This is a genomic window from Mucilaginibacter sp. PAMC 26640, assembly GCA_001596135.1.
GTDB lineage: Bacteria > Bacteroidota > Bacteroidia > Sphingobacteriales > Sphingobacteriaceae > Mucilaginibacter.
Window position 1 is genome coordinate 1,395,045 of record CP014773.1, and the last position, 25,603, is coordinate 1,420,647.

Consider the following 25,603-nt stretch of genomic DNA (forward strand, 5'->3'; position numbering starts at 1 on the left):
TTAACTATTTTTCAGCAAATATCTTTTAAATTCGTCAAACTCCGTACTTAAAGCGGTTGCTTTATGATCTTTTCGTTCCAGCGCTTTTACCTGCTCTGGTATAGCAATATGGCCCGCAATTTCATCTGTAAACGCATCCGGGAATTTACAAGGATGAGCGGTTGCTAAAAATACGCCAGAGGTATCGTTTGCGGCGTGTTCCTGCTGGTACGCCTTTAATGCTTTCCAGGCAATGGCAGTATGCGGGCAAACTACATACTTGTATTGATCATACACCTCCTGAATTGCTTTCACGGTTTCTTCATCGCTATACGTATAGCCGGTAATAAGCTTTTTTAAATCTTTTGGATCTTCTTTAAACAGGTCAGCAATGCGAACCCAGTTGCTTGGGTTGCCCACATCCATCGCATTAGATAATGTGGCTACCGATGCTTTGGGCTGATAGATACCGGTCTTTAAAAACGCTGGCACAGTATCATTGGCGTTGGTGGCAGCAATAAATTGCTCCACTGGCAAGCCCATTTTCCAGGCTAATAAACCGGCGCCAATATTGCCAAAGTTGCCACTTGGTACTGCAAATACCACTTTATTAATGCCCTGTTTAAGCAACTGTGCGTAGGCATTGAAGTAATAAAAAGTTTGCGGGATTAAACGGGCAATGTTGATGGAGTTGGCCGATGTAAGGCGCAATTTGGCATTCAGATCGGGATCTGTAAAAGCCAGTTTTACCAGAGCCTGGCAGTCATCAAAGGTGCCGTCGATTTCCAGGGCGCGGATGTTTTGTCCGTTGGTGGTTAATTGAAGCTCCTGAATTTGGCTAACTTTTCCTTTGGGATACAGAATGGTTACCCGCGTGTTAGGAACGCCTAAAAAGCCCAGAGCCACTGCGCCGCCGGTATCACCAGATGTTGCCACCAGTACATCCAGCTGCTTTTCGCCATCTTCTAAAAAATAACTCATCACGCGGCTCATAAACCTGGCGCCGAAATCCTTAAATGCCAAAGACGGTCCATGAAAAAGTTCAAGTACGCCTATGTTTTGCTCCAGTTTTACCACTGGCGCGTAAAAGTTAATTGCATCGTTGATGATAGCTTTGAGATCATCTGCCGGGATATCATCGCCTAACAGGTTTTGAGCAATATGGTATGCAATTTCCGGAAGTGTATACTGGTCCAGGTTGCTGATGAATTTTTCACCTAAAACCGGGATCTCTACGGGCATATATAAACCCTTATCCTGGGGCATGCTGTTAAAAACGGCTTCTTTAAAACCTACTCTTAAATCGGTATTGTTGGTACTGTAGAATTTCATCTGCTATTATTCAAATCATTACCCACGCGTTATTGCGGGGGATGAAGCAATCGCTAAATTTCAAATAATTCCCACGCCTGTCGAGAGATTGCTTCATTTATCGCAATGGCGTGGTAAAGAACTTAGCCTATTACTCGGGGCCCTTTATCATTGATGGTTGAAACATAACCATTCGAGCCTATTTTTATACTGGTTAAATGTTTTTGTAGTTTTTGAGTGATCCGCTTAGCGGTATCCTCATCGCGGGTAAAGGCAAACACAGATGGCCCTGATCCGGAGATGCCAAAGCTTACCGCGCCGAGGTCCATGGCCATTTCCCGCATAGCATAAAAATCCGGGATCAGCATGCTGCGCACAGGCTCCACCAGTACATCTTTCATACTACGCCCAATCAAATCGATGTCCTGCATAAATAAACCGCTCACCAGGCCTGCAATATTGCCCCATTGGGTTACGGCGTCCTTCATAAAGATCTTATTACGGATGATCTGCCGGGCTTCCCTGGTAGGTACATCCACATCCGGGAAAACGATGGCACACCACAAGCCGGCGGGGTGCGGTAAACGCACTACATCCAATGGCTCATAACTGCGGATGAGCACAAACCCGCCCATCAGCGCGGGTGCCACATTATCGGCATGGCCGTGTCCGCAAGCCATTTCCTCACCTTTCATAGCGAAAGGTAACAAGGTAGAAACATCGGTATCATCACCCAAAAGGGTCTTAATGGCAAACAAACCGGCTACCGTACTGGCAGAGCTTGAACCCAGTCCGCTGCCAATGGGCATTTTTTTATGCAGTTCGATGTCTAACCCGATATCCGGCCTGTCTATACTCTGCAGGTAATGCTGAACGCTTACACTTACCGTGTTTTTAGCCGGGTTAAGCGGCAGGCGCCCGTCATCACCGGTAATCTTACTGATGGTAATTCCCGGTTTATTGGTTAGGCGCATAATAACCTCATCGCCCGGCTCATTCACCGCAAAGCCCAGTACGTCAAATCCACAGACGACGTTGGCAACGGTGGCCGGCGCGAAGACATGGATACCCTCCCCGCCCCCTGAAGGGGGAGTTTTCCCCCTGACCCCCTGAAGGGGGGAATGAATATTTTTTTCTAAGCTATTTTCCATATAATTTTTCACTTTTACTCCCCCTTCAGGGGGCTGGGGGGCTTCCCCTAATTCGCTCCTACGTTTATCAGATCCGCAAATACGCCAGCTGCGGTTACTTCGGCACCTGCCCCGGGGCCCTTAACTACCAGCGGGCGGTCCTTGTACCTATCGGTAGTAAACGAGATGATGTTATCGCTACCGCTAAGCATATAGAAAGGGTGGTTCTCATCAACCATTTGCAGGGTGATAGCGGCTTTACCGTCTTCCAGTTTGCCAATGTAGCGCAATACTTTTTTATTCTTTTCTGCTGTATCTTTCAGGTTGGCGAAGAATGCGTCTTCGTTTTTTAATGCAGCATAGAAATCCTCCACCGTTTGCGCATCCAGGCAGCTTTGCGGCAGGATGCTATCAATCTGCACATCTGCTGCTTCCATTTCGTAACCGGCATCGCGGGCCAGGATCAGCATTTTGCGCATAAAATCCTTTCCGCTCAGATCGTCACGCGGATCTGGTTCGGTATATCCCTTATCCTGTGCTTCTTTCACCACATCGTGAAAGTTGGCATCGCCCTTAAAATAATTGAAAATAAAGGAAATGGTACCAGATAGAATAGCTTCGATGCGCTGCACCCTGTCGCCACTGCTCATCAGGTCTTTTAGGGTACGGATGATTGGTAAGCCCGCACCTACGTTGGTTTCATAAAAGAAATCAACCCCGTGTCTGCGTGCCGTATCTCTGAATGTTTTATACTGGCTGTAGCTGGCCGAGTTGCCTATTTTATTACAGGTAACTACCGAGATGTTCGATTTGAAGATCTCCTCATAAAACCCGATAGGAGCTGGGCTGGCAGTATTATCTATAAACACGCAGTTGGGCAGGTTCATTTGCTTCATATGGTGAATAAAAGTCTGCAGATCTGCCGTATGGTGCGAATCCTGCAGTTCCTCTTCCCAGTTATCCAGCGATAGGCCATCGGTGTTAAACACCATTTTACGCGTATTGCTGATACCTGCAATTTTTACTTGGATGCCGTTGTTTTTTTGCAGGAACTCGCGGTGTGCGTTCAACTGGTTAAACAGGGTTTTGCCAATGTTGCCGGTGCCGAGGCAGAAAGCATGCAGCGTTTTGGTTAGCTGGATAAAGAAGGCATCATGTACTGCATTCAGCGCTTTTGCCAGGTCGGTTGCCGAGATGATTACGGAAATGTTATACTCGGAAGACCCCTGTGCAATGGCGCGCACGTTTATACCGTTACGGCCCAGTGCATGGAATAGTTTGCCGCTTACACCCGGCGTTTGTTTCATATTTTCGCCCACTATAGCCAATATAGCCTGGCCTTTTTCAACCACTATAGCTTCCAGCTTATTGGCCAGCAGTTCCAGTTCAAACTCTTGTTCTATCAGTAATTGTGCTTTATCAACATCATGTGGCTGTACCGCGAAGGTAATGCTGTGTTCTGATGAAGATTGGGTGATCAGTATGATGTTGATCTGCTCTCTCGCCAGCAAAGAAAACAACCTGCCGCTAAAACCGGATTTGCCCACCATACCGCTGCCTTCCAAACTCAGGATGCTGATGTTATTGATAGAGGAAATCCCTTTGATGGGCAGGGTAGAAGCCTTGCAGTCGTGACGGATAAATGTGCCCACAAACTCCGGCTCAAAGGTGTTTTTGATCACAATGGGGATCTTCTTCAAAAATGCCGGGATCATGGTTGGCGGGTAGATCACCTTGGCGCCGAAATACGATAGTTCCATCGCCTCGGTATAAGTTAGCTCCTCTAATGAGAATGCTTTTTTAACCATGCGCGGGTCGGCGGTCATCATGCCGTTTACGTCCGTCCAGATCTGGATCTCCTGCGCATTTAGGGCCGAGCCGAAAATGGCGGCGGTATAATCACTGCCGCCTCTGCCAAGCGTGGTAATCTGGCCGGCATCATTACCTGCAATAAATCCGGTAACGAAAAGCATTTTATCGTTGTTCTCATTGTAAAAGCTGCGGATCAGTGTTTCGGTCAGGTCCATATTTACACGCGCCTGTCCAAAAGAATTGTCTGTTTTGATGAGCGTGGATGCGTCAACAAACAATGCTTCCGGGAAGTATTGGGCGGCAATCTTACTGATCATCAGGGTAGAGCAACGTTCGCCGTAACTCAGGATGGTATCCCTTGTTTTTGCAGTGAGCTCGCGCAGGGTAAGTACGCCTTGCAACAATTCTTCCAGTTGGTTAAAGTGGATCTTAAGGCGGGTATAGGCCGGGTTTTGGTTTTGAATTTCCAGTAAAGCTTTCACCACTTCAAAATGCCGTTTCTCCAGCTCTGCCAGTTCGGCGGTAAATTCGTTACCCGCGGCGGCACCTTCCGCCATGGCAATCAGCAAATTGGTGATGCCGCTCATGGCAGATAAAACTACCACCGGGCGTTCGCCATTTTTGTGTTGTTCTTTGAGTATATCCAGCAGGGTTTTGATGCTGCTTACCGATCCTACGGAGGTTCCTCCAAACTTAAATACTTTCATTATTAGTGGTAAAAAATAAAAAAGCCTTCCTCTTTGCGGAGGAAGGCTTTCATTTGGTTTTTCTTTATGTTTTACACCATACGATTATCTTCCTCCAAGTTTTATCCCGGTGGTAATAATGGTAATAATTGTGGTGTTGTTAATTGTCATATATTATGTTGGTAAAGTAAGTGGAATATTTTCTAATAAACAAATACCCAAACGATTTTATTTTTAATAGGTTGTTTATCTTCCTAAATTGCGGCCGTATGCAGGGGCTCGTAACAAAATCAACCGGAAGCTGGTACCAGGTAAGATCTGGTGAGGAGACAATAGATTGCCGGATCAAAGGAAAATTCCGTACGAAAGGAATTACTACTACTAACCCGCTGGCAGTGGGGGATGTGGTTGATTTTGATATGGAACCGGAGCAGGGCACAGGTGTAATTACCAACCTGCACCAGCGCAAAAATTATATCATCCGCAAATCAATCAACCTGTCTAAACAGGCGCAGATCATCGCCGCCAACCTTGATCTGGCACTTTTGGTAGTAACGCTGGCTTCCCCGCGTACTTCATTAGGGTTCATCGACCGGTTCCTGGTGACTGCCGAAGCCTACGGCATTACCGCCTGCCTCATCTTTAATAAGCTCGATTTGTTTAGCGATGAAGGACTGGAGATCTTGTCGGAATACCAGGCGGTTTACGAAAATATCGGTTATTCGTGTTATTCCGTATCTGCACTGGAAGGTACCCATATAGATACTGTACAGAATTTGCTGAAGGATAAGATAACCTTATTCTCGGGCCACTCGGGCGTTGGTAAATCCAGTTTGATCAATCGTTTATTACCCGATCTCGACTTGCGCACCCACATGATCTCCGACTGGAGCGATAAGGGGATGCACACCACCACCTTTGCCGAAATGTTTGAACTGCCGCAAGGCGGATATATCATTGATACGCCTGGCATCCGCGAATTGGGTGTTATTGATATAGAAAAACAAGAGCTAAGCCACTTTTTCCCGGAGATGAGGGAGCTGATGAATCAATGCCGCTTTAATAACTGCCGGCATATTAATGAGCCCGGATGCGCGGTATTGGCGGCAATTGAACAGGGGGATATCGCCTTATCGCGTTACGATAGCTATTTGAGCATTTATAACGGTAACGATACGAGAGCGTAAGGCGGAGAGGCAAGATGACAAGAGTCACGAAACAAGAAAAATCCTGATAACGCGTCCTGATTGTTGAGTCTAGACATCTTTATTCTAATTATGCGAGCAGTTATACAACGTGTCAGCCAGGCATCATGCACAGTCGACGGGAACATCACCGGTCAAATAGCAGCCGGTTTTTTAGTTTTGTTGGGGGTGGAGGATGCCGACACCCTTCAGGACGTTGATTGGCTTGCCCCCAAGATTGCCAATATGCGCGTTTTTGGTGACGAGCAGGGTTTAATGAATAAAGCATTGGCCGATATTGATGGTGGCATTTTGCTGATATCGCAGTTTACCCTATTCGCTCAAACTAAAAAAGGAAACAGGCCATCGTTTATCCGCGCGGCTAAGCCGGATAAGGCTGTTCCGTTGTATGAATATATGATAAATGAGCTAGCTAAACTTGTCAACAAACCGATACAAACGGGGATTTTCGGTACGGACATGAAAATAAGCCTGCTGAATGATGGGCCGGTAACTATTGTGATGGATACGAAGGATAAGCAATAAACGTACGCCCTGCATAGAGGCGAATTGAGTGAACACGAATTTGATCGAATAGAACGAATTTCACGAATTTTAGGAAATTGGCATAGAGGCGAATTGAGTGAACACGAATTTGATCTAATTATGTCGAATTACACGAATTTTAGGAAATTGGCATGGAGGCGAATTGAGTGAACACGAATTTAATCGAATGGAACGAATTTCACGAATTTTTAGGATTGGCATTGGGGCGAATTGAGTGAACACGAATTGTATCGAATAGAATGAATTTCACGAATTTTTTAGGATTCGAGATGGGATGAATTGAGTGAACACGAATTTGATCGAATGGAACGAATTTCACGAATTTTTAGGATTGGAGGAGGAGGGTTTACTAATTACAAATTTTGATTCATGGCAGAGATTTTATTTAAAGAAGAGTCTTATAAGATAATTGGGGCTTGCTTTGAGGTTCACAAAGCGCTAGGGCATGGATTTAAGGAGGTTGTTTATAAGGATGCATTAGAGATAGAGTTTAGGCGAATTGGTATTCTGTTTCAAAGAGAAAAACTTTATGATATTTATTATAAAGCCCAAAAGCTGAAACATTGCTTTGTTGCTGATTTTGTTGTTTATAACAGCATTGTTCTTGAGATTAAAACCGGCGAGTATATTGGAGATCCCTATTTGAAGCAAACGCTTAATTATTTAAAAGCTTCTGGTCTTCGTCTTGGATTAGTTGTCAATTTTGGGGCTCCATCAGTCCAATATGAACGTGTAATTATATAGCTTTTAAAAAAATGAAAAATTGTTTTCTGTGACTTAGGCAATGAATTTGTGAAATTCGTTTTGTTCGATACAATTCGTGTTAACTTAATAAAAATCGTGTTAACTTAATAAACTATGACAATTGAAGAAGCTCAGCAAGCGGTTGATAACTGGATAAAAACTACCGGTGTCCGTTATTTTAATGAACTCACCAATACCGCTATCTTGATGGAGGAGGTGGGAGAGGTTGCCCGCATTATGGCCCGGCAATATGGCGAGCAATCGTACAAAAAATCTGATACAGAAGTTAACCTGGCGGATGAGATGGCCGATGTGCTTTTTGTGCTGATCTGCCTTGCTAACCAAACGGGGGTTGATCTTACCGACGCTTTGGAAAAAAACATGGTGAAGAAAAGCATTCGCGATGCTGATAGGCATAAAAACAACAAAAAATTAAAATAACCCAGGATACACATTATTTCCCCTATCCCGTAGAGACGCAATATTTTGCGTCTCCCGCATGCTGTCTCCCGCATGCTGTCTCCCAAAATTCCACAATGCAAATCCAATAATGCAAATCGGATATGCATAGCTGAGACGCAAAATATTGCGTCTCTACGGACAGATCTTAAACCAATTTCACCAGTCTATCGCCATCCAAAACCGGGATGGCGGTAGTTACATCCACCTGCAGGCAAAAGGCAATGTCTTTTTCGATGCCCAACTTTTTTAGGCGCTCGCCGTGAGATGTTTTGCTGAGGTATTGGGCTATGTCATTCTTTCCTAACTGGAAGAGGTCGTTAGCGGCCAGGGAGGGGTCATCCAAAATATAGCCATCGCCCTTTAGTTGTTCTATTACGGCCCCCGCAAACAGCGTGTCTTCCAAGTTGAAGTTGTTTTTCCAGCCGGCGCACACCAGTAAGATACTTTCGTTCTGCGTTTTAAGCCAGTTACAAAGTGCGGTTAAATTCAAGAAAGAACCGATGACGATTCTTTTTGCTTTGCGTGATAAATGGAGCGCGTGGGTCCCGTTTGTGGTAGTGAGGACAACAGTTTTGCCTGCTACTTTTTCGGATGTATAGGAAAAAGGGGAGTTACCGAAATCGAAGCCCTCAACTACTTTACCGTCTCTTTCTGCGGCTAATAAATAATCAAGCCCCTTTTCACGATAGGCAGCACATTCTGCTACTTCTGATACCGGAATAATTGCTTCTGCGCCATTCTCAACGCCATAGCAAATTGATGATGTGGCGCGAAAAATATCAATCACCACAACAATATAATCTTCCACGTTGTAAAGTGGGATAAGGGCAGGGCTAAGGCAAACGTCGAGCCCAAGCCCTGCCCCCCGGCCCCCTGAAGGGGGAGCGGAATTTGTATATTTTTTAGTCATTATTTTAATTCTGTTCCCCCTTCAGGGGGTTAGGGGGCCGCGGCTGCCAGGCTTCTTATTTATAAAAAGGCGGCTTTACAACCTTTGCTTTTACTTTATTATCACGGATGCTGATGTAGATCTCGCTGCCTTCTTTGGCAAAGTCGTTCTTTACGTAACCCAGACCAATGGCTTTTTGCAGGGATGGCGACTGGGTGCCGGATGTTACACGGCCAATTTTGTTGCCATCGGCATCAACAATAGCGTAGTCGTGCCGGGGGATGCCGCGGTCTATCATTTCAAAGCCAATCAGCTTTTGGCTCACACCGGCGGCTTTCTGCTGTTGCAGCGCCTCAGAATTAGTAAATGATTTACTGAACTTCGTTACCCAGCCTAAACCGGCTTCCAGTGGCGATGTTTTATCATCAATATCGTTACCGTAGAGGCAAAAGCCCATTTCTAAGCGCAAGGTATCACGGGCAGCCAGGCCAATAGGTTTTATACCGAAAGGCTCGCCGGCATTGAACACCTCGTTCCAAATAAATTCGGCATGCTCATTATCAAAATAGATCTCGAAACCACCTGCCCCGGTATAGCCCGTTGCTGAAACAACTACGTTGGGGATTCCAGCAAATGTGCCTTTTTTAAAGGTATAGTACTCCATCGATGCCAGGTCGATGTCGGTAAGGCTTTGCAAGGCTTCGGCCGCTTTTGGTCCCTGGATAGCCAGCAAAGAAGTTCGGTCGCTGATATTTTTCATATCAACGCCTTCGGTGTTAAATTTAGAGATCCAGTTCCAGTCTTTTTCGATGTTAGATGCATTGACTACCAGCATATAGGTTTTCTCATCCATGCGGTAAACCAGCAAATCGTCCACAATGCCGCCGTCTTCGTTTGGCAGGCAGCTGTATTGTACTTTGCCGTCATACAGTTTAGCCGCATCGTTACTGGTAACTTTCTGGATCAGAGCAAGGGCGTTTTCTCCCTTTAAAATAAACTCGCCCATGTGGCTTACATCAAACACACCCACGCTTTTGCGTACGGTATCGTGCTCAGCATTGATGCCGGTATATTGTACAGGCATATTGTAACCGGCAAACGGCACCATTTTAGCACCTAAATTGGTATGCACGTTAGTTAAAGCAGTATTTTTCATGGTTATTTATTGTGGGGGCAAAAGTAGCAAAATAGCTTCAAATGCCCGTTGTTTAGATAATTGATTGGTAGAAAGCAATCAAGCCCGCTGTAACGGTATCTACATCATGATTTTGCTCGATCAAACGGCGTGCATTAGCACCAATTTGGTAGCAGTATTCCTCGTCGGTAATGCATTTCAGCATGGCACTGTAAAATGCATCGGCATCATTGGCAATGATAATATGTTCGCCATCGGTAAATGTGATGCCCTCAGCACCAATGGAGGTAGAGATGATACATTTCTGCATAGCCATGCCCTCTACAATTTTTACGCGCATGCCCCCGCCGGAAAGCAGCGGTACGATCATGATGGATTTGCTGTTTACAAATTCCATGGCATCATCTACCTCACCTTTTATAAATACCTTACCGGGTACGTCGTACTCGTCAAATGCTTCGGGGATATTGTTGCCGGCCACGTAAAACTTGCATTTGAGGTCACCATCCACCAGTTCTTTGTGAAAGTTATCCAGAAACCATTCAATACCCTCTCGGTTGGGAAGCCAGTCTAAAGAACCCAAAAAGAACAAACTGGGGCATTCGGTTTTTTCGGGGTCGGGCTGGTATTTGGAAAGGTCCACTCCAATTGGTAACACGCTTACAGGAATTTTGGTACCGAAGGATAGTAACAAGGCCTTATCCTGCCCGGTAAACACCACAATTCCGTCGAACCGGTTAAGTAATTCCAGTTCATACGCTTTTACGCGGCGTGCAAGCAGGTTGAGGTACCAACGTTTGAAAGGATCGGATTTTTGTTGTGCCAGTCTTTGCCATACCTGGTGCTCGATATTGTGGGCGCGGTATAATATTTTGGCTTTGGTGCTTTTGCGAACGATAGCCAGGTAGGGCGCCACAAACAGGCCTTCCAGTTGAATTACATCGTATGTATTGTCTCTCAGATTTTGGATCAGCAGCTTTTCAAACCCGGTGTTATAATATTTGTCAATGTTATAAGGGTTTTTTGTGAACAGGTTGCTGAAGGCCTCTATCATAGAAACGCGGGTATCAATATCATACTCGGTATAATTGATTTTACTGAGGAGTTCGTCGCGCTCCAGGATCTTATCGGTATGCTTCTTAACGTTTAAGGAAATCAGTGAAACCTGGTGCCCGTGAGTTAAAAGTCCTTTGATGGTATTGCCCACCACAATGGGGTACCCGCCATTCTGCGGAAACGGTACTCGGTGGGTTAAAATGAGGATCCTCAAGGCGAGCAAATAATTGGTTCGGTTAAAGGTATTAACCTTGCGCGGTTTGGCAAACTAAAGCTTAAAAAATACGGAGCTGAGGATCCGTTACCCTAAAAGTTTTACGATGATATGGCGTATGGCCGAGGTCCATCACCATTTTGCGGTGCGCTGTTGTTGGGTAGCCTTTGTTGCTGTGCCAGTTATACTCGGGGTGTTCGGCGGCAATTTGCTTCATGTAATCGTCGCGATAAGTTTTAGCCAGGATGGATGCTGCCGCTATACTGAAATATTTTCCGTCGCCCTCAATAATGCAGGCATGTGGCGTAGTACCATATTTGTTGAAACGGTTGCCATCGATTATTAAAAATTGTGGGCACAAATGCAGCTTTGCGATAGCGCGGTGCATGGCCAGGAAAGAAGCATTAAGGATGTTGATCTCGTCTATCTCGTGGTTATCGCACCAGGCAACAGCATGAGCAATGGCCTTTTGTTCTATCTCGATACGTAAAGCATACCTCACTTCTTCGGTAAGCTGTTTGGAATCGTTCAATAAATGGTGATCAAAATCATCGGGCAAGATCACCGCTGCTGCAAAAACAGGACCCGCTAAACAACCACGACCTGCCTCATCGCAGCCCGCCTCAAGCAACTCATACTGATGTCTCGCTAATAATGTTCTGGTAACCCTGGCCTTCACTTTCATTTGTACAAATATCCTAAATTGTAATGCTGCAACAACTGCTGTTTATAAATACCCGCGAAAATCAATTACAGCAAACTAACAACTTAAACGAATGTTATTGTTTTATGCGGATAATTAAGGGACTATTTATTTTCAGTTTGATTTTCACGGCGGCAGTTTGCTTTGCACAAAAGCCGCCGCCATTGCCTCACGGAATGGTTTTTGGCATTAAGCCGACCGGTATAGCGCCAACGGATGCGGCCCTGGTTGAAAGCAATATGATGAAAAAAACGCGTATTACCACGGCCATTAGGGGACGAATTATCCGTGTGACCAGATCCAAGGGCGGTTGGTTTGAAATGGATGCCGGAAAAGGCAAGATAATTGACGCTCACTTTAAGAATTTTGATGTAGACCTGCCAAAGGCTTTGCGTGGGCGGGTAGTTATATTGCAGGGCGTGGCGCAAAAAGAGTTTATTGCAGATGACAGCCAGCATTTTGCCGGCGACACGGTTAGCGGTAAAAAACAGCATAAAGTTAATGCAGACCCAAAGCAAAGATTAACTTTTGAGGTGACCGGGCTAATGGTGGATGAGTAGATGGAAGTCAGCAAGGCAAAAAAATAGCGATGAGTTTAAACGCATCGCTATAAGCAGTAAATTTTTGAAGCAACCTTAGTTAAGCAAATCTTGCCTCTTTAGTTAAAGCAGATGGCGCCAACTGCAAATAATCAGCAAATAATCCTTTTACCTTTTGAACAACATCTGCGCGGTTAACGGTAGCAGCATCTTTACGGCATTTGAAATAATGCTCGCGGGCTATTTTTTCGGCCAGATCACCAATGGTTTTTACTTTCAGTTCTTTACCAAAACGACCGGCTAGTCTTAAGCCAGCAATGGAAATAATCAGGCCTACGGTTGCTATGGTCGTGTTAACCCAAAACAAGCCTAAAGATAAGATCAGAAGCAACGCAAAACTCCAAACGATCACTGGTTTGGGCTGCAGCAGGTTCATGTGCAAACCCATTTCGTTCTCTATATCTGCAACTATCTCAATACGGTTATCACGCGGAAAAAGCTCACAAAGCTTCGTTTGCGGTTTAACCAGGTATTTTTCTGCGGGGTTTTTAGCATTGATGGCGTTGCGCAATTTATAAAAAGCCTGCTGCGTTGTGCAGCTATCGGCTTGCGCGTGTTTTACTTTGGCAACCACCACATCGCATAGCTGACCAAAGGTTTTAGCCTCCTTCAGATCTTCATCCGCAAAAGTAATGTCGAATGACCGTTCGATCTTTAGCAACACATCGCCAATATCCTCAGCGTCGAATTTGTTTAAATTAACGCCGGGGGCGGCGCTTTTTATGTTTAGTTTCAATACTTGCTTACTAAATTAAACCATGGTTTATTGCAGCAATTGCTCGCTGCAATAAACAAGTTATACTGCCCAAACAGTAGCGTATTATTTACTCAGGTACATTGATTTTTCTTTGTACAAGTGCCTGAAGTACGGATCCTGCAGATCAGGAATAAATCTGATCGCTTCACCTGTAGATTTCATTTCCGGCCCCAGTTCCTTATTCACCTCTGGGAATTTATCGAAGGAGAACACAGGCTCTTTGATGGCGTAGCCCTTTAATTTGCGCTCTATGGTAAAGTCTTTGATCTTGGCAACCTCCAGCATTACTTTTGCTGCGATATTGATGTAAGGCACATCGTATGCCTTAGCAATAAAAGGAACCGTACGTGATGCACGTGGATTGGCTTCAATTACATAAACCTTATCGTTTTTCACTGCAAACTGGATGTTCAGCAAGCCGCGAACGTTTAGTGCACGGGCAATTTTTGCGGTATATTCTTCCATCTGGCTGATCACGTTATCGCTCAGATCAAATGGTGGCAACACAGCAAATGAATCTCCAGAGTGGATCCCCGCGGGTTCAATATGTTCCATCATACCAATAATGTGCACATCATCACCATCATGGATTGAGTCTGATTCGGTTTCAGCAGCGCGATCCAGGAAGTGATCGATCAATACCCGGTTGCCCGGTAGATTTTTCAACAGATTAACTACTGCTCGCTCCAGGTCCTCATCATTGATCACGATACTCATTCCCTGGCCACCTAAAACGTAGCTCGGACGAACCAGCACCGGGTAACCTACCTCATGTGCTACAACCAATGCTTCTTCTGCGCTTTCCGCAACACCGTATTTAGGATAGGGGATACCAAGATCTTTCAACAGATCGCTAAAACGGCCGCGGTCTTCCGCAATATCCATATTATCGAATGATGTGCCGATGATCTTGATACCGTGCTGATGTAATTTCTCAGCCATTTTTAAAGCTGTTTGTCCGCCAAGCTGAACGATAACACCGTACGGTTTTTCCAGCTCAATAATTTCGCGTACATGCTCCCAGAATACAGGCTCAAAATATAACTTATCGGCCATGTTAAAGTCGGTAGAAACTGTTTCCGGGTTACAGTTGATCATGATGGCTTCAAAACCGCTTTCCTTAGCAGCTAACAAGCCATGCACACAACTATAGTCGAATTCAATTCCTTGGCCAATGCGGTTAGGGCCGGATCCTAAAACAATGATCTTCTTTTTATCAGATACGATGGATTCGTTCTCTCCTTCGTAGGTTGAATAATAATATGGCGTTTTAGCGGCGAATTCTGCAGCACAGGTATCTACCATTTTGTAAACGCGGGTAATTTTCAGTTCCTTGCGGCGCTGATATACATCCTCTTCGGTTACATTACCCAATACATAAGAGATCTGGGTATCAGAGAAGCCTTTTTGTTTAAGCGTGAAGAAAAAGTCTTCCGGGATGTTATTTAAAGAATAACGGCGCAGTTCATTCTCCATGTTCACCACTTCAAGGATCTGGTTCAGGAACCAGCGATCTATCTTGGTAGCTTTCCGGATAGACTCCAATGGTACGCCGAGGCTCATTGCATCATAAATGTGGAAAAGTCTGTCCCAGCTTGGGTGCTCCAGGCTGTGCATGATCTCTTCCAAGTTACGGCTCTGGCGGCCATCGGCACCCAGGCCGGCGCGACCGATCTCTAAGCTCTGGCAGGCTTTCTGCAGGGCCTCGATAAAGCTGCGGCCTATACCCATTACTTCGCCTACCGATTTCATGGTTAGGCCCAGCTCGCGGTTGGCACCTTTAAATTTATCAAAGTTCCAGCGCGGGATCTTTACAATAACATAATCAAGCGTTGGCTCAAAGTATGCTGATGTTGTTTTGGTGATCTGGTTCTCTATTTCGTCCAGATTATAACCGATAGCCAGTTTTGCAGCAATTTTAGCAATGGGGTAACCGGTTGCTTTTGATGCTAATGCAGACGAGCGCGATACACGCGGGTTAATCTCAATAGCGATAATACTTTCGTCTGCAGGGTTTACAGAGAACTGTACGTTACAGCCTCCTGCAAAATTACCAATGGCGCGCATCATCTTGATCGCCTGGTTGCGCATCTCCTGGTAGCAGCGGTCGCTCAGTGTCATGGCAGGCGCAACGGTGATAGAGTCGCCTGTATGGATGCCCATCGGGTCGAAATTTTCGATAGAGCAAATGATAATAACGTTATCGTTGCTATCCCTTAATAGTTCGAGCTCATATTCTTTCCAGCCTAAAACAGCCTGCTCCACCAATACCTCGTGTGTTGGCGAAGCTTGCAGGCCGCGGCTTAGTGCGGCATCAAACTCTTCCTTTTTGTGTACAAAGCCTGCACCTTTACCACCTAAAGTATAGCTCGGGCGGATAACCAGCGGATAGCCGATCTCCTGTGCGGCCTCTTTACCCTCTAAAAAGGAATTGGCAATTTTTGACGTGGCCACGCCAACGCCGATGTCAACCATTAACTGGCGGAACGCTTCGCGGTTCTCTGTCTTCTCAATTGCGGCTAAATCAACACCCACAATTTTAACACCGTACTTTTCCCATATACCGCGCTCTGCAACGCTGATACAAAGGTTAAGGGCAGTTTGGCCGCCCATGGTAGGCAGTACTGCGTCAATTTGCTGCTCTTGCAGTATTTTCTCAATACTTTCCGGTTCCAGCGGCAAAAGGTATACGTTATCAGCAATAACTTTATCGGTCATGATAGTTGCCGGGTTGCTATTGATGATGGTAACAGTAATTCCTTCGTCTTTTAAGGAAAGGGCAGCTTGTGAGCCTGCGTAATCAAATTCGCAAGCCTGACCGATGATGATTGGGCCAGAGCCGATAATGAGTACGGATTTGATGGAGGTGTCTTTGGGCATAGGGCTTTTTTTTAATTAAAAAGTTCTAAGTAAGAAGTCAAAATTTATCAAATTGATAACGATTTTTCCTATGCGCTGAAAGCGAAAATCCCGACTTCAGCGTCGGGGTGCAAAGATAGTAATTTAGAGGTATTTGAAATTTTAATTTGAAAATTTAACGTTGAACGCTTTTAGCCAATAAAAATGCCTGATAAATTGCCGGGAATAACAGTGAAAAATCCGTTAAGCACCTGCTGTTCAGTCGCGTTGTTTTGCAGGTTGTCATACTGATTTAAACCAGCCAATAATATTTCCGGCTATTTAATAAGCTTATTGTTAGCATCAGGAAAAATGAGAATAGGTTCGTATTTGCGCGCTTCTTCGGCTTCCATATACGCGTATGACATGATAATAACGATATCACCCACCTGTGCGAGGCGGGCAGTTGCACCGTTCAGGCAAATTGTTCCCGTGCCGCGTTCTCCCCTGATTACATAGGTTTCAAAGCGGGCGCCGTTGTTATTGTTAACGATCTGTACCTTTTCGTTAGGGATGATATTGGCCGCATCTATCAGATCCTCATCTATAGTGATGCTGCCAACATAGTTAAGTTCTGCCTGGGTAACCCTAACGCGGTGTAACTTTGATTTTAAAATCTCAATGATCATAATAATGCTTTCCTTCAATAATCCGGCGGATTGATAAAACCAGCCAGGTACAAAATGACGCCGCAAAGATACGGGTATTTTTATCCCTTGGTCAATAGTTGATCGTCCACGGATTGTAAAAGGTTGTTGATGGAATGGCTTAGCTTTTTATACTACTAAAAAACCAGGGAATATCGGCCCTCGTCATCAGTCTACCTGATTAGCACATTATCTATCAGCCTGGTTTTACCAACTTTAGCAGCGGTTAATGCAACAATGCTTTCAGAATGCGTATCAGCCGGCAGCAGTGTTTTGCCGTCGGCAATCTCAATGTAATCAGGTTCAACACCCGGTTCGCTTTGCAGCATAGCCATGGCTTCCTGTTCCAGTTCAAAGATATTGGCCGGGTCAAAATTTGTTTTCAACCAGTTGAGGGTTCTTGATAAAACAAGGGAGTGCTTGCGGTCGTCGGTTGTTAAATGGATGTTTCTGGAACTCATGGCCAACCCATCGGCTTCGCGGGCAATGGGGCACATAACCATTTCAACCGGCATCTTCAATAGTTCAACCATGCGGGCTACCACCATAAATTGCTGGTAATCTTTTTGCCCCATGTAGAGCTTTTGTGGTTGCACAATATCCAGCAGTTTGTAAACCACCTGGGTTACGCCCTGGTAATGCCCTGGCCTGAATTCCCCCTCCAGTAAAAATTCCAGTTGCCCGATGTTTAAATGCCAATGCTCATCCGTGTCATAAATTTCTGTAACCGGCGGATTGAACAAAATGTGGCAACCTGCCGCCGATAGTTTGGCTATATCCGCTGCGATTGGGCGCGGGTAAACCTCCAGGTCCTTAGGATCGTTAAATTGCGTAGGGTTTACAAAAATACTGCAAACTACCACATCGTTTTCCTGCAGGGCCTGTTGTATCAGCGAAATATGGCCGGGGTGTAAAGCGCCCATCGTAGGCACAAAGCCTACTGTTTTGTTATTTAAGGCGGTTAAATGTTGCCGTAAGGCGCTTCGGGTGCTGAATATTTCCAAGTTATTTTTGGTTGAAAAAATTTGGTAAAGGTGTACAATAGATTAAAAATTACCAAATACCCTTGCATAATTGGTTGTCAGTTCATATTATAATGCTTATATTTGCAGACTCAAATTTTTTGACTTCTTACATTTTAAAATTCTGATTTAGTGATGGGTAAATCTAAGCTTTTGTTCATAACTCATGAAATGTCTCCTTTTCTCGAACTTACAAAAATTGCCGAAATAACACGTCAGCTTCCGCAAGCAATGCAGGAGAAGGGGTTCGAAATTCGCATTTTGATGCCACGTTTTGGGAATATCAACGAGCGCAGGAACCGCTTGCATGAAGTTATCCGTTTATCAGGGATGAATATTATCATTAATGACAACGACAACCCGCTGATCATTAAAGTTGCCTCGATCCCGGCGGCCCGCATGCAGGTTTATTTCTTAGATAACGAAGAGTATTTTCAGCGTAAGCACGTCTTTAATGATAAAGACGGTAAATTTTATGCCGATAACGATGAGCGCATGATTTTCTTTTGCAAAGGCGCATTAGAAACCGTTAAGAAATTAGGTTGGGCACCGGATGTTATCCATTGCCATGGCTGGATGAGCGCTTTAGTGCCGGCCTACTTAAAAACCACTTATAAAGACGACCCTACGTTTAAGCATTCAAAAGTTGTTTACTCTATTTACGAAAACGACTTTACAGAAAAGATGGATGCTGATTTTGCCCGTAAAGCCATTATGGGCGATATGAGCGAGGCGCACACCGAAGTTTATAAAGAAGGCACTAACGCTGCCATGTACGCAGGTGCAATTCAATACAGTGATGGCATAGTTCTGGCCAGTGAGCATATTGATGCAGATGTGTTAAATAATGTTAAAAACAGCAATAAATCAGTCTTAGAGTTCGTTTCCACTTCAGATTACGAAAATTATTACAATTTTTACGACGAAATCACCAACGATGAGTTGGTGGATGTTGCATAAGCTTTAAAACTAAATATGAAATTTTCCAAATTAGGCTTATTAACCCTGTTAATAAGTCTTTTTATTTTGAATAGCTGTAAACGCCAGGATGGTATCGGTTTAGGCGTAGATGGGAACACCCAATTAAACGGGACTTTAATTGCGGATACCAATATTACTACCACAACGGTACTGGAGGATTCGGTGCTAACATCGGCCTTGGCTAAAACACCAATCAGCTATTTTAATGACCCGGAGCTTGGCGTTACCGAATCTAACATTGCCATGCAGCTTACCCTGCCAGGCAGTGCAGCTTATACTTTGCCTACCGGCACCATTACAATAGATTCAGCGCTACTGGTGTTACCCTACGCTGCTACAGGTTTCTATGGCGATTCTCTTACCACTAAGTTTAAGGTTGATATTCATCAGTTAAATGATAAATACGTTTCTGCAAACTACTATAGCAACAAACAATGGAGTGCAGGCGCCGCCTTACTTGGTACAAAAACATTTGTTGCGCGGTCGCACGATACGCTTAGGCTAACAGATATTGTAGCAGGAAAACCCGATACTTTAAAAAAGGTTGCGCCGCAAATTCGGATTCCTTTTAGTAAAGATTTTTTAACGGACAACCTTTTTGGTGCACCAGCTAGTTACCGGAGTTCGATTCTTGGATTTCAGAATGCAATAAAGGGCCTTTATTTATCTATAGACAAAAATGGTACAACAGGCCCCGGCGGAAATATTTTACTGACGATGGATTCTGTGCGGATTGCGGTGTACTGCAAAATTAATAACGGTACTACCATCGATACATCGTTGATCAATGTCCCTATCGCTACAGGCCAGCACATGGCGTCAGTTAAACATACCTACAGTACTAAAGTGCAGGCGGCATTGGCAAATACGTCTACAGACGGTTTGGTATATCTGCAGGGCCTTGCGGGCTTAAGGGCCAAAATTAGTTTTCCTGATATCAAAAATACATTTGCTTCCCTCGGCAGCGATGTGGTTATTAACCGGGCAGAACTGGTTGTCACCGCTGCGCCCGGCACCATAATACCCTATGTACCAGCTGCGCGTTTAACCATGTACCAATTGGATATTGCTAAACAACGCCTAAGATTACAGGACGCAAGTACCACCGACCCACGGGGCGTTAATGCATTAAGTTATTTTGGTGGCTATTACAATAAACTAAACAGCGAATATCATTTCCTGGTAACTGCTTTTGTGCAGGACCTCGTGCGTGGAAAAACGGTTGATTACGGTACTTACATCGCACCGGTAGATCCAACGGCACCGACAACGGTTTTGGATATAGCTCCAACGGCAAGTTATACCGAACGTACCATTACGCCGGGTAAAAACTCGCCATACCGGATCAAGCTGAATATTATATACACCAAGATAAATCAGTAAATAGCCTTCAATAATATAATCAGCCAAAACCAGTGTTAATTTTTATAACACTGGTTTTGCTGCTTTAAGCTTACTTTTGCTGCAATACATCCAAATCTTAATTTGAATTTATGTGCGGCATAGTTGGTTATATAGGCTATAGGGATGCCTACCCTATTGTTATAAAAGGCTTACACAGGTTAGAATATCGCGGGTACGACAGCGCCGGTATTGCGCTTGCTGATAACGGGCTTAGAGTTTACAAAAAGGCAGGTAAGGTTAGCGATCTTGAAAGTTTTGTAAAAGATGTTAAGCTGACGGGCACCGCGGGGATGGGCCACACCCGATGGGCTACCCATGGGCCCCCAAGCGACCGCAATTCGCATCCGCATTCCTCCGGAGACCGCAAACTCACTATTATCCACAACGGTATTATTGAAAACTATGTAGTGCTTAAAGAAGCACTTTTGGCAAAGGGGCATGTTTTTAAAAGTGATACAGACACAGAGATCCTGATTCACCTGGTGGAGGATATACAGAAGACTACCGGTCTGGAGCTCGATGAATCTGTTCGCCTGGCATTGAACAGAGTTGTAGGTGCCTACGCTATAGTGATCATGAGTGCCGATGAACCGGATAAGCTGATCGCCGCACGAAAAGGCAGCCCGATGGTTATTGGAGTAGGCAAAGGTGAATATTTTATAGCTTCTGATGCCACGCCGATAGTAGAATATACTAAGAACGTTATTTATTTAAACGATAACGAGATTGCCTATATCAAACGGGATGACCTGCTGATTAAAAATATAGATAATACGATCCAGATCCCATATATCCAGGAACTTTCCTTAAAGCTGGAGATGCTGGAAAAAGGCGGGTACGATCACTTCATGATGAAAGAGATCTACGAGCAGCCGCGCTCTATCCGCGATTGCTTACGCGGGCGCATTTACCCTACTAAAGGCCTGGTGCAGCTAGGCGGTATCAAAGAGTATGTTGAAAAGCTAAAAAACATTGATCGCATTATTATTGTAGCCTGTGGTACTTCATGGCATGCGGGCCTGGTTGGTGAATATTTAATTGAAGAATACGCGCGGGTACCGGTTGAAGTGGAGTATGCCTCTGAATTCAGGTATCGTAATCCTATTATTACTGCTAAAGACCTGGTGATAGCCATATCACAGTCCGGTGAAACTGCCGATACCATGGCTGCTATCGAGTTAGCCAAGGAACGGGGCGCTACTATATTTGGTATTTGCAATGTGGTAGGTGCCTCCATCCCAAGATTAACACACGCTGGTGTTTACACGCATGCCGGTCCCGAGATAGGGGTTGCATCTACCAAGGCATTTACCGCACAGGTTACCGTACTTACGCTCATGGCCTTTTACATAGCACAGCAAAGGGGTACAATTACACAGGGTAAGCTGGTTGAATATTTAACGGAGCTTAATGAGATACCGGATCTGGTAGTGAAGGCGCTGGAAAGTAATGAGCAGGTTAAAACAATTGCCGAACGATTTAAAGATTCTCCAAACTGCCTGTTCCTGGGTAGGGGAAGTTCATTCCCGGTTGCACTGGAGGGTGCTTTAAAACTGAAGGAGATCTCCTATATTCACGCGGAAGGTTATCCTGCCGCTGAGATGAAACATGGCCCGATAGCCTTAATAGATGCAGAAATGCCGGTAATATTTATAGCGACTCAAAATTCGTCGTACGAAAAGGTAGTCAGCAATATCCAGGAAGTTAAAGCCCGCGGCGGTCACGTGATTGCGATTGTTTCTGAAGGCGACACCCATGTAAAGGAGATGGCAGAATATGTGATTGAGATTCCGCAAACGGGGGAGGCCTTTGTTCCCTTATTGGCCACCATTCCATTGCAGCTGCTGGCCTACCACATTGCTGTGCTGCGTGGATGTAATGTGGATCAGCCAAGGAATTTGGCAAAATCGGTAACGGTAGAATAAAATTTAAGCGATTTTGATAATCAGTATATAGTCGGCACTAGCCGGCTTTTTTTATGGATTACACTGTCCGGAGCTATAGGTTCTCTCGATAAACACATCAATCAATATAGAAAAAAGTAATATTTGTTATCTTTGCATAATTTTTATCTATAGCATTATGACCATCACCCAACTGGAGTATATAATAGCGGTTGATACTTACCGCAGCTTTGTGGGCGCTGCGGAAAAGTGTTTTGTAACCCAACCTACTTTGAGCATGCAGGTGCAAAAACTGGAGGATACCCTCGGCGTAAAGCTGTTTGACAGGAGTAAGCAGCCTGTTATTCCCACAGAGATAGGTTCGGAAATTATTGCCCAGGCCCGCGTATTGATGGCAGAAAGTGAAAAGATCAAAGAGATTATCAGCGACAGGCAAAAGGAACTTTCCGGGGAACTAAGGGTGGGCATTATCCCCACGGTAGCACCTTATATTTTGCCGAAGATCATCCAGGGCTTTATCGAAAAGTACCCGGGTGTAAAGCTGATTGTGTGGGAGCAAACCACCGAGCTGATCATACAACAGCTTAAATTAGGCACGCTGGATTGCGGTATTTTATCAACACCGTTGCATGAAAGCAACTTGACCGAATTGCCTGTATTTTACGAAAACTTTGTTGCCTATGTATCCAAAAACAGTAAGCTCTCTAAAAAGAAGAACATTGTGCCGGATGATATAGATATGGAGGAGATATGGGTGTTGAACGAGGGCCACTGTATGCGGGAGCAGGTTTTGAATATTTGCCAGCGGCGTAAGGCTACAAAAGGTTACCAGCACTTTGAATACAATACCGGTAGTGTAGAAACGCTGAAACGAATGGTAGATATGAACAATGGCGCTACTATTTTACCGGAGCTTGCCCTTGCCGAACTGAGCGAAAAACAGATGGATAGGGTGCGTTATTTTAAAAGCCCCGAACCGGCCCGTGAAGTAAGCATTGTAATTCACCGTAACTTTTTAAAGCGCCGAATGATTGAGGCATTAAAAAACGAAATTTTGAATTTTGTGCCGAAAAGGCTGCGGAGCAAGAAAAAGAAAGAAATAATGGAGATATAACATAGTTTGTCCTGATGCACACCAGAACTGGCGCCGCTATGGTGACAAAGTCCTCTTAGAAGAAATGTGAGATCAGCTAAACTGGCTCACTTAGTCAATAGTTGAATAATTCTTCAGCACGACGAAAAGGAGATTTAATCCTCCGCCGTTACCACCTTAAGTGCTTCGCGAATTTTTTCAGCGGTTGTTGCTAGCTCTTCCTGGCTGGGTGATAATTTGGGCCTGGAGAAATTCATATCGTCCACCCGGTTCATGGGGATGAGGTGGATATGGGCATGAGGCACTTCCAAACCAATGACTGCAACGCCGACCTTTTTGCAAGGAATAGCTTTTTTTACGCCGATAGCCACGATCTTGGTGAAGATCTGCAGCTCATTATAAGTGATATCATCCAGATCGAACAGGTAATCAACTTCCTTTTTAGGGATAACCAAAACGTGCCCTTCTGCTAATGGACTGATATCTAAAAACGCTAAAAAATCATCAGTCTCAGCAACTTTATGCGCGGAGATTTCACCTGATATGATTTTGGAAAAGATGGTCATGGTGTTATTAGTGATGTAATGAATTAGAGATTCGGTGGATCTAAAAATCACCGAATCTCTAATTCACTAGCTGTTATCTGGAAACTTCAAGTATTTCAAATTCTATTTTGCCGGCGGGTACGGTAATTTCTATGGTCTCACCAACTTTTTTACCAAGCAGCCCCTTTGCAATTGGCGATGCAACAGAGATCTTGCCGGTTTTCATATCAGCTTCGCTTTCAGATACCAACTGGTAGCTCATTGTTGCGCCGTTTTTCAGATTCTTTATTTTTACGATTGACAAAGCCAATACTTTAGATACATCTAATTTAGATTCATCCAGCAAACGTGCGTTGGCCAGCGTTTCAGACATCTGGGCAATTTTGGCTTCGTGCAGGCCCTGTGCCTCCTTAGCGGCATCATATTCTGCGTTTTCAGATAGATCGCCCTTATCCCGCGCTTCGGCAATCTGTTTAGATATATCAGACCGGCCGGTTGTTTTTAATCGTTGTAATTCTTCTTTTAGTTTTTCTAAACCTTCTTTGGTATAGTACGAAACATCTGCCATAGTACACTAATTAATAATATTCATTTACGGTATTTGCCAAAAAAAACCGCCCTACTATTTATTAATAAAATAGAAGAGCGTGATGGCCTTAAAAACAAACAAGACTACGTCGGCCGGGCCTGCATAGTCTTGTTTGATGTAAAACGAAGATAAGATATTTAAGTTTTAATATCCAAATATTTGTTTTTGGATTCCGCCGATGGGGATTTATTTTACCGAAGGAAAAACATTCGTCATTTTCTAATCGCCTATTGATCCCAGCCCTTTAAGTTTTGCTGCCATTACTTCACTTATTTTGCGGTAACTGTCAAACGTCCACCCGGCAACATGTGGGCTTAAGATCACTTTGCCGGAAGTGCGCAACTCTTCAAACCATTGCTGCTCGGCCAGGGCCGGGAATTTCTCTACTTCCAAAACATCCAAGCCGGCGGCCAGGATCTTATTTTGTTTAATGCCGTTTAATACTGCGCTTGTTTTTACCACTTTGCCCCGCGAGGTATTGATTAAAAAAATAGGCTTGCGAAAATGGAACAGGAATTCATCATCCACCATGCCATTGGTTTCTTTGGTAAGCGGTACGTGTAAACTTAGCACATTGCTGTGTTTTACAATTTCCTCCATACTCACTTCGCGGGCATATTTATCACTAAAGCCGGTTTTGTATTTATCGTAGGCAATAACCTCCACCTGGAAGCCAGATAATTTGCGGGCCAGGCTTTGCCCCATATGGCCGTAGCCGATAATACCAACCACTTTTCCCTTCAGTTCGTGCCCGCGGTTTTCTTCGCGAAGCCAGCTGCCTGCCCGGATCTCTGCATCAGCCCTGTTAAGATTATTCATCAATGATAGTAGCAGGCCGATAGCATGTTCGCCCACCGCATCCGAGTTGCCTTCAGGCGCGTTGATTAGCGAAATGTTTTTAGATAGGGCATAAGCCTCATCAATGTTATCCATACCCGCACCGGCCCGGCAAATAAACCGCAGGTTTGGGGCAAGGTCAATAACGGCTTTGTCCACCTGGAATTTTGACCGGATCACCAAGCCATCATAATTATTTAGGATCTCAAAAGCGTTTTGCGCTTTTATGTGTGGCTGATAATCACAAGTGTACCCAAGAGTTTCCGCTTGCTCTATAAATATCGGATGGATATCGTCAACGATGAGGATGTTGTTTTTCAATGGTAAATATTTATGAAGCAAATTTACAAAAATAGCACTACTGAATAAGCGCTATCTCCACCAGCGCATTAATTATGACATTATGTCGTTCATCGTTTGATCGGATTCGCGCCGGCTTGAGCAGGGAATTAAAT

The 25,603-nt window shown here is 44.6% G+C and carries 23 protein-coding genes; 9 read left to right on the forward strand and 14 right to left on the reverse strand.

The genetic code is table 11. The annotated features are described in order from the left end of the window. The 3 genes from A0256_06010 to A0256_06020 all read right to left on the reverse strand — a co-directional run bounded on the left by A0256_06010 (position 1) and on the right by A0256_06020 (position 4,939). A complete protein-coding gene (locus tag A0256_06010) occupies positions 1-1,311 on the reverse strand; it encodes a threonine synthase (GenBank protein ID AMR31009.1) in 1,311 nt (436 codons plus the stop codon). A 122-nt stretch (positions 1,312-1,433) separates the two neighbouring features. After that, complete coding sequence (locus A0256_06015; GenBank protein AMR34445.1) at positions 1,434-2,417, reverse strand: homoserine kinase; 984 nt, start codon at positions 2,415-2,417, stop codon at positions 1,434-1,436. 71 nt (positions 2,418-2,488) lie between these two features. Continuing rightward, positions 2,489-4,939, reverse strand: a complete 2,451-nt coding sequence (locus A0256_06020) for a bifunctional aspartokinase I/homoserine dehydrogenase I (GenBank protein AMR31010.1) — start codon at positions 4,937-4,939, stop codon at positions 2,489-2,491. Positions 4,940-5,187: 248 nt separating this feature from the next. Between A0256_06020 and A0256_06025 the strand changes: the two genes are divergently transcribed. The 4 genes from A0256_06025 to A0256_06040 all read left to right on the forward strand — a co-directional run bounded on the left by A0256_06025 (position 5,188) and on the right by A0256_06040 (position 7,854). After that, positions 5,188-6,105 (forward strand): ribosome small subunit-dependent GTPase A, encoded by a 918-nt coding sequence (locus A0256_06025; protein ID AMR31011.1) that lies wholly within the window; start codon positions 5,188-5,190, stop codon positions 6,103-6,105. Between the two features lie 90 nt (positions 6,106-6,195). Next, the gene (locus tag A0256_06030; protein AMR31012.1) at positions 6,196-6,648 is read left to right on the forward strand and encodes a D-tyrosyl-tRNA(Tyr) deacylase; all 453 of its coding nucleotides are present in this window, start codon (positions 6,196-6,198) and stop codon (positions 6,646-6,648) included. A 390-nt stretch (positions 6,649-7,038) separates the two neighbouring features. Beyond that, positions 7,039-7,413, forward strand: coding sequence for an NADH:ubiquinone oxidoreductase (locus A0256_06035; protein AMR31013.1), 375 nt, complete (start codon positions 7,039-7,041; stop codon positions 7,411-7,413). Positions 7,414-7,527: 114 nt separating this feature from the next. After that, the gene (locus A0256_06040; GenBank protein AMR31014.1) at positions 7,528-7,854 is read left to right on the forward strand and encodes a pyrophosphatase; all 327 of its coding nucleotides are present in this window, start codon (positions 7,528-7,530) and stop codon (positions 7,852-7,854) included. A 166-nt stretch (positions 7,855-8,020) separates the two neighbouring features. On the opposite strand, the gene A0256_06045 is transcribed toward A0256_06040, so the two are convergent. The 4 genes from A0256_06045 to A0256_06060 form a co-directional block, all read right to left on the reverse strand. Continuing rightward, on the reverse strand, positions 8,021-8,785 hold the full coding sequence (locus A0256_06045; GenBank protein ID AMR31015.1) for a 2-phosphosulfolactate phosphatase: 765 nt from the start codon (positions 8,783-8,785) through the stop codon (positions 8,021-8,023). Positions 8,786-8,840: 55 nt separating this feature from the next. Continuing rightward, positions 8,841-9,920 carry a glycine cleavage system protein T gene (locus A0256_06050; GenBank protein AMR31016.1) on the reverse strand — a complete coding sequence of 360 codons (1,080 nt, stop codon included), beginning with the start codon at positions 9,918-9,920 and terminating at the stop codon, positions 8,841-8,843. Between the two features lie 52 nt (positions 9,921-9,972). Next, a complete protein-coding gene (locus A0256_06055) occupies positions 9,973-11,169 on the reverse strand; it encodes a hypothetical protein (GenBank protein AMR31017.1) in 1,197 nt (398 codons plus the stop codon). Positions 11,170-11,230: 61 nt separating this feature from the next. Further along, complete coding sequence (locus tag A0256_06060; protein AMR31018.1) at positions 11,231-11,854, reverse strand: ribonuclease HII; 624 nt, start codon at positions 11,852-11,854, stop codon at positions 11,231-11,233. A gap of 23 nt (positions 11,855-11,877) precedes the next feature. Here A0256_06060 and A0256_06065 point away from each other — a divergent pair, with 23 nt between their 5' ends. Next, positions 11,878-12,432 (forward strand): hypothetical protein, encoded by a 555-nt coding sequence (locus A0256_06065; protein ID AMR31019.1) that lies wholly within the window; start codon positions 11,878-11,880, stop codon positions 12,430-12,432. Between the two features lie 79 nt (positions 12,433-12,511). On the opposite strand, the gene A0256_06070 is transcribed toward A0256_06065, so the two are convergent. The 4 genes from A0256_06070 to A0256_06085 all read right to left on the reverse strand — a co-directional run bounded on the left by A0256_06070 (position 12,512) and on the right by A0256_06085 (position 17,777). After that, positions 12,512-13,207 (reverse strand): hypothetical protein, encoded by a 696-nt coding sequence (locus A0256_06070; protein AMR31020.1) that lies wholly within the window; start codon positions 13,205-13,207, stop codon positions 12,512-12,514. Positions 13,208-13,291: 84 nt separating this feature from the next. Next, entirely contained in the window at positions 13,292-16,108 is a 2,817-nt protein-coding gene (locus tag A0256_06075) for a carbamoyl phosphate synthase large subunit (protein AMR31021.1), read from the reverse strand. Positions 16,109-16,404: 296 nt separating this feature from the next. Then, positions 16,405-16,755, reverse strand: a complete 351-nt coding sequence (locus A0256_06080) for an aspartate 1-decarboxylase (protein ID AMR31022.1) — start codon at positions 16,753-16,755, stop codon at positions 16,405-16,407. A gap of 191 nt (positions 16,756-16,946) precedes the next feature. Next, entirely contained in the window at positions 16,947-17,777 is an 831-nt protein-coding gene (locus A0256_06085) for a pantoate--beta-alanine ligase (GenBank protein AMR31023.1), read from the reverse strand. Between the two features lie 153 nt (positions 17,778-17,930). Between A0256_06085 and A0256_06090 the strand changes: the two genes are divergently transcribed. The 4 genes from A0256_06090 (at position 17,931) to A0256_06105 (ending at position 23,198) form a co-directional block, all read left to right on the forward strand. Then, complete coding sequence (locus A0256_06090) at positions 17,931-18,755, forward strand: starch synthase (GenBank protein AMR31024.1); 825 nt, start codon at positions 17,931-17,933, stop codon at positions 18,753-18,755. A gap of 15 nt (positions 18,756-18,770) precedes the next feature. Next, positions 18,771-20,159 (forward strand): hypothetical protein, encoded by a 1,389-nt coding sequence (locus A0256_06095; protein AMR31025.1) that lies wholly within the window; start codon positions 18,771-18,773, stop codon positions 20,157-20,159. A 110-nt stretch (positions 20,160-20,269) separates the two neighbouring features. After that, positions 20,270-22,105: a glutamine--fructose-6-phosphate aminotransferase gene (locus A0256_06100; protein ID AMR31026.1), complete on the forward strand. Its 1,836-nt coding sequence runs from the start codon at positions 20,270-20,272 to the stop codon at positions 22,103-22,105. A gap of 157 nt (positions 22,106-22,262) precedes the next feature. Further along, positions 22,263-23,198, forward strand: coding sequence for a transcriptional regulator (locus tag A0256_06105; protein ID AMR31027.1), 936 nt, complete (start codon positions 22,263-22,265; stop codon positions 23,196-23,198). Positions 23,199-23,332: 134 nt separating this feature from the next. Here A0256_06105 and A0256_06110 read toward each other — a convergent pair whose 3' ends face one another. The 3 genes from A0256_06110 to A0256_06120 all read right to left on the reverse strand — a co-directional run bounded on the left by A0256_06110 (position 23,333) and on the right by A0256_06120 (position 25,469). Next, a complete protein-coding gene (locus A0256_06110) occupies positions 23,333-23,743 on the reverse strand; it encodes an HIT family hydrolase (GenBank protein AMR31028.1) in 411 nt (136 codons plus the stop codon). Between the two features lie 73 nt (positions 23,744-23,816). Then, on the reverse strand, positions 23,817-24,290 hold the full coding sequence (locus A0256_06115; GenBank protein ID AMR31029.1) for a transcription elongation factor GreA: 474 nt from the start codon (positions 24,288-24,290) through the stop codon (positions 23,817-23,819). Positions 24,291-24,530: 240 nt separating this feature from the next. Continuing rightward, the gene (locus A0256_06120) at positions 24,531-25,469 is read right to left on the reverse strand and encodes a phosphoglycerate dehydrogenase (protein ID AMR31030.1); all 939 of its coding nucleotides are present in this window, start codon (positions 25,467-25,469) and stop codon (positions 24,531-24,533) included. Positions 25,470-25,603: the final 134 nt, after the last annotated feature.

Bases quoted from the DNA above. Each gene is read 5' to 3' on its own strand.
- A0256_06010 (AMR31009.1), bottom strand. From the start codon at position 1,311: ATGAAATTCTACAGTACCAACAATACCGATTTAAGAGTAGGTTTTAAA.
- A0256_06060 (AMR31018.1), bottom strand. From the start codon at position 11,854: ATGAAAGTGAAGGCCAGGGTTACCAGAACATTATTAGCGAGACATCAG.
- A0256_06065 (AMR31019.1), top strand. From the start codon at position 11,878: ATGCTGCAACAACTGCTGTTTATAAATACCCGCGAAAATCAATTACAG.
- A0256_06090 (AMR31024.1), top strand. From the start codon at position 17,931: ATGGGTAAATCTAAGCTTTTGTTCATAACTCATGAAATGTCTCCTTTT.
- A0256_06110 (AMR31028.1), bottom strand. From the start codon at position 23,743: ATGACCATCTTTTCCAAAATCATATCAGGTGAAATCTCCGCGCATAAA.
- A0256_06095 (AMR31025.1), top strand. From the start codon at position 18,771: ATGAAATTTTCCAAATTAGGCTTATTAACCCTGTTAATAAGTCTTTTT.
- A0256_06030 (AMR31012.1), top strand. From the start codon at position 6,196: ATGCGAGCAGTTATACAACGTGTCAGCCAGGCATCATGCACAGTCGAC.
- A0256_06035 (AMR31013.1), top strand. From the start codon at position 7,039: ATGGCAGAGATTTTATTTAAAGAAGAGTCTTATAAGATAATTGGGGCT.
- A0256_06020 (AMR31010.1), bottom strand. From the start codon at position 4,939: ATGAAAGTATTTAAGTTTGGAGGAACCTCCGTAGGATCGGTAAGCAGC.
- A0256_06050 (AMR31016.1), bottom strand. From the start codon at position 9,920: ATGAAAAATACTGCTTTAACTAACGTGCATACCAATTTAGGTGCTAAA.
- A0256_06100 (AMR31026.1), top strand. From the start codon at position 20,270: ATGTGCGGCATAGTTGGTTATATAGGCTATAGGGATGCCTACCCTATT.
- A0256_06045 (AMR31015.1), bottom strand. From the start codon at position 8,785: ATGACTAAAAAATATACAAATTCCGCTCCCCCTTCAGGGGGCCGGGGG.
- A0256_06075 (AMR31021.1), bottom strand. From the start codon at position 16,108: ATGCCCAAAGACACCTCCATCAAATCCGTACTCATTATCGGCTCTGGC.
- A0256_06105 (AMR31027.1), top strand. From the start codon at position 22,263: ATGACCATCACCCAACTGGAGTATATAATAGCGGTTGATACTTACCGC.
- A0256_06080 (AMR31022.1), bottom strand. From the start codon at position 16,755: ATGATCATTGAGATTTTAAAATCAAAGTTACACCGCGTTAGGGTTACC.
- A0256_06115 (AMR31029.1), bottom strand. From the start codon at position 24,290: ATGGCAGATGTTTCGTACTATACCAAAGAAGGTTTAGAAAAACTAAAA.
- A0256_06040 (AMR31014.1), top strand. From the start codon at position 7,528: ATGACAATTGAAGAAGCTCAGCAAGCGGTTGATAACTGGATAAAAACT.
- A0256_06025 (AMR31011.1), top strand. From the start codon at position 5,188: ATGCAGGGGCTCGTAACAAAATCAACCGGAAGCTGGTACCAGGTAAGA.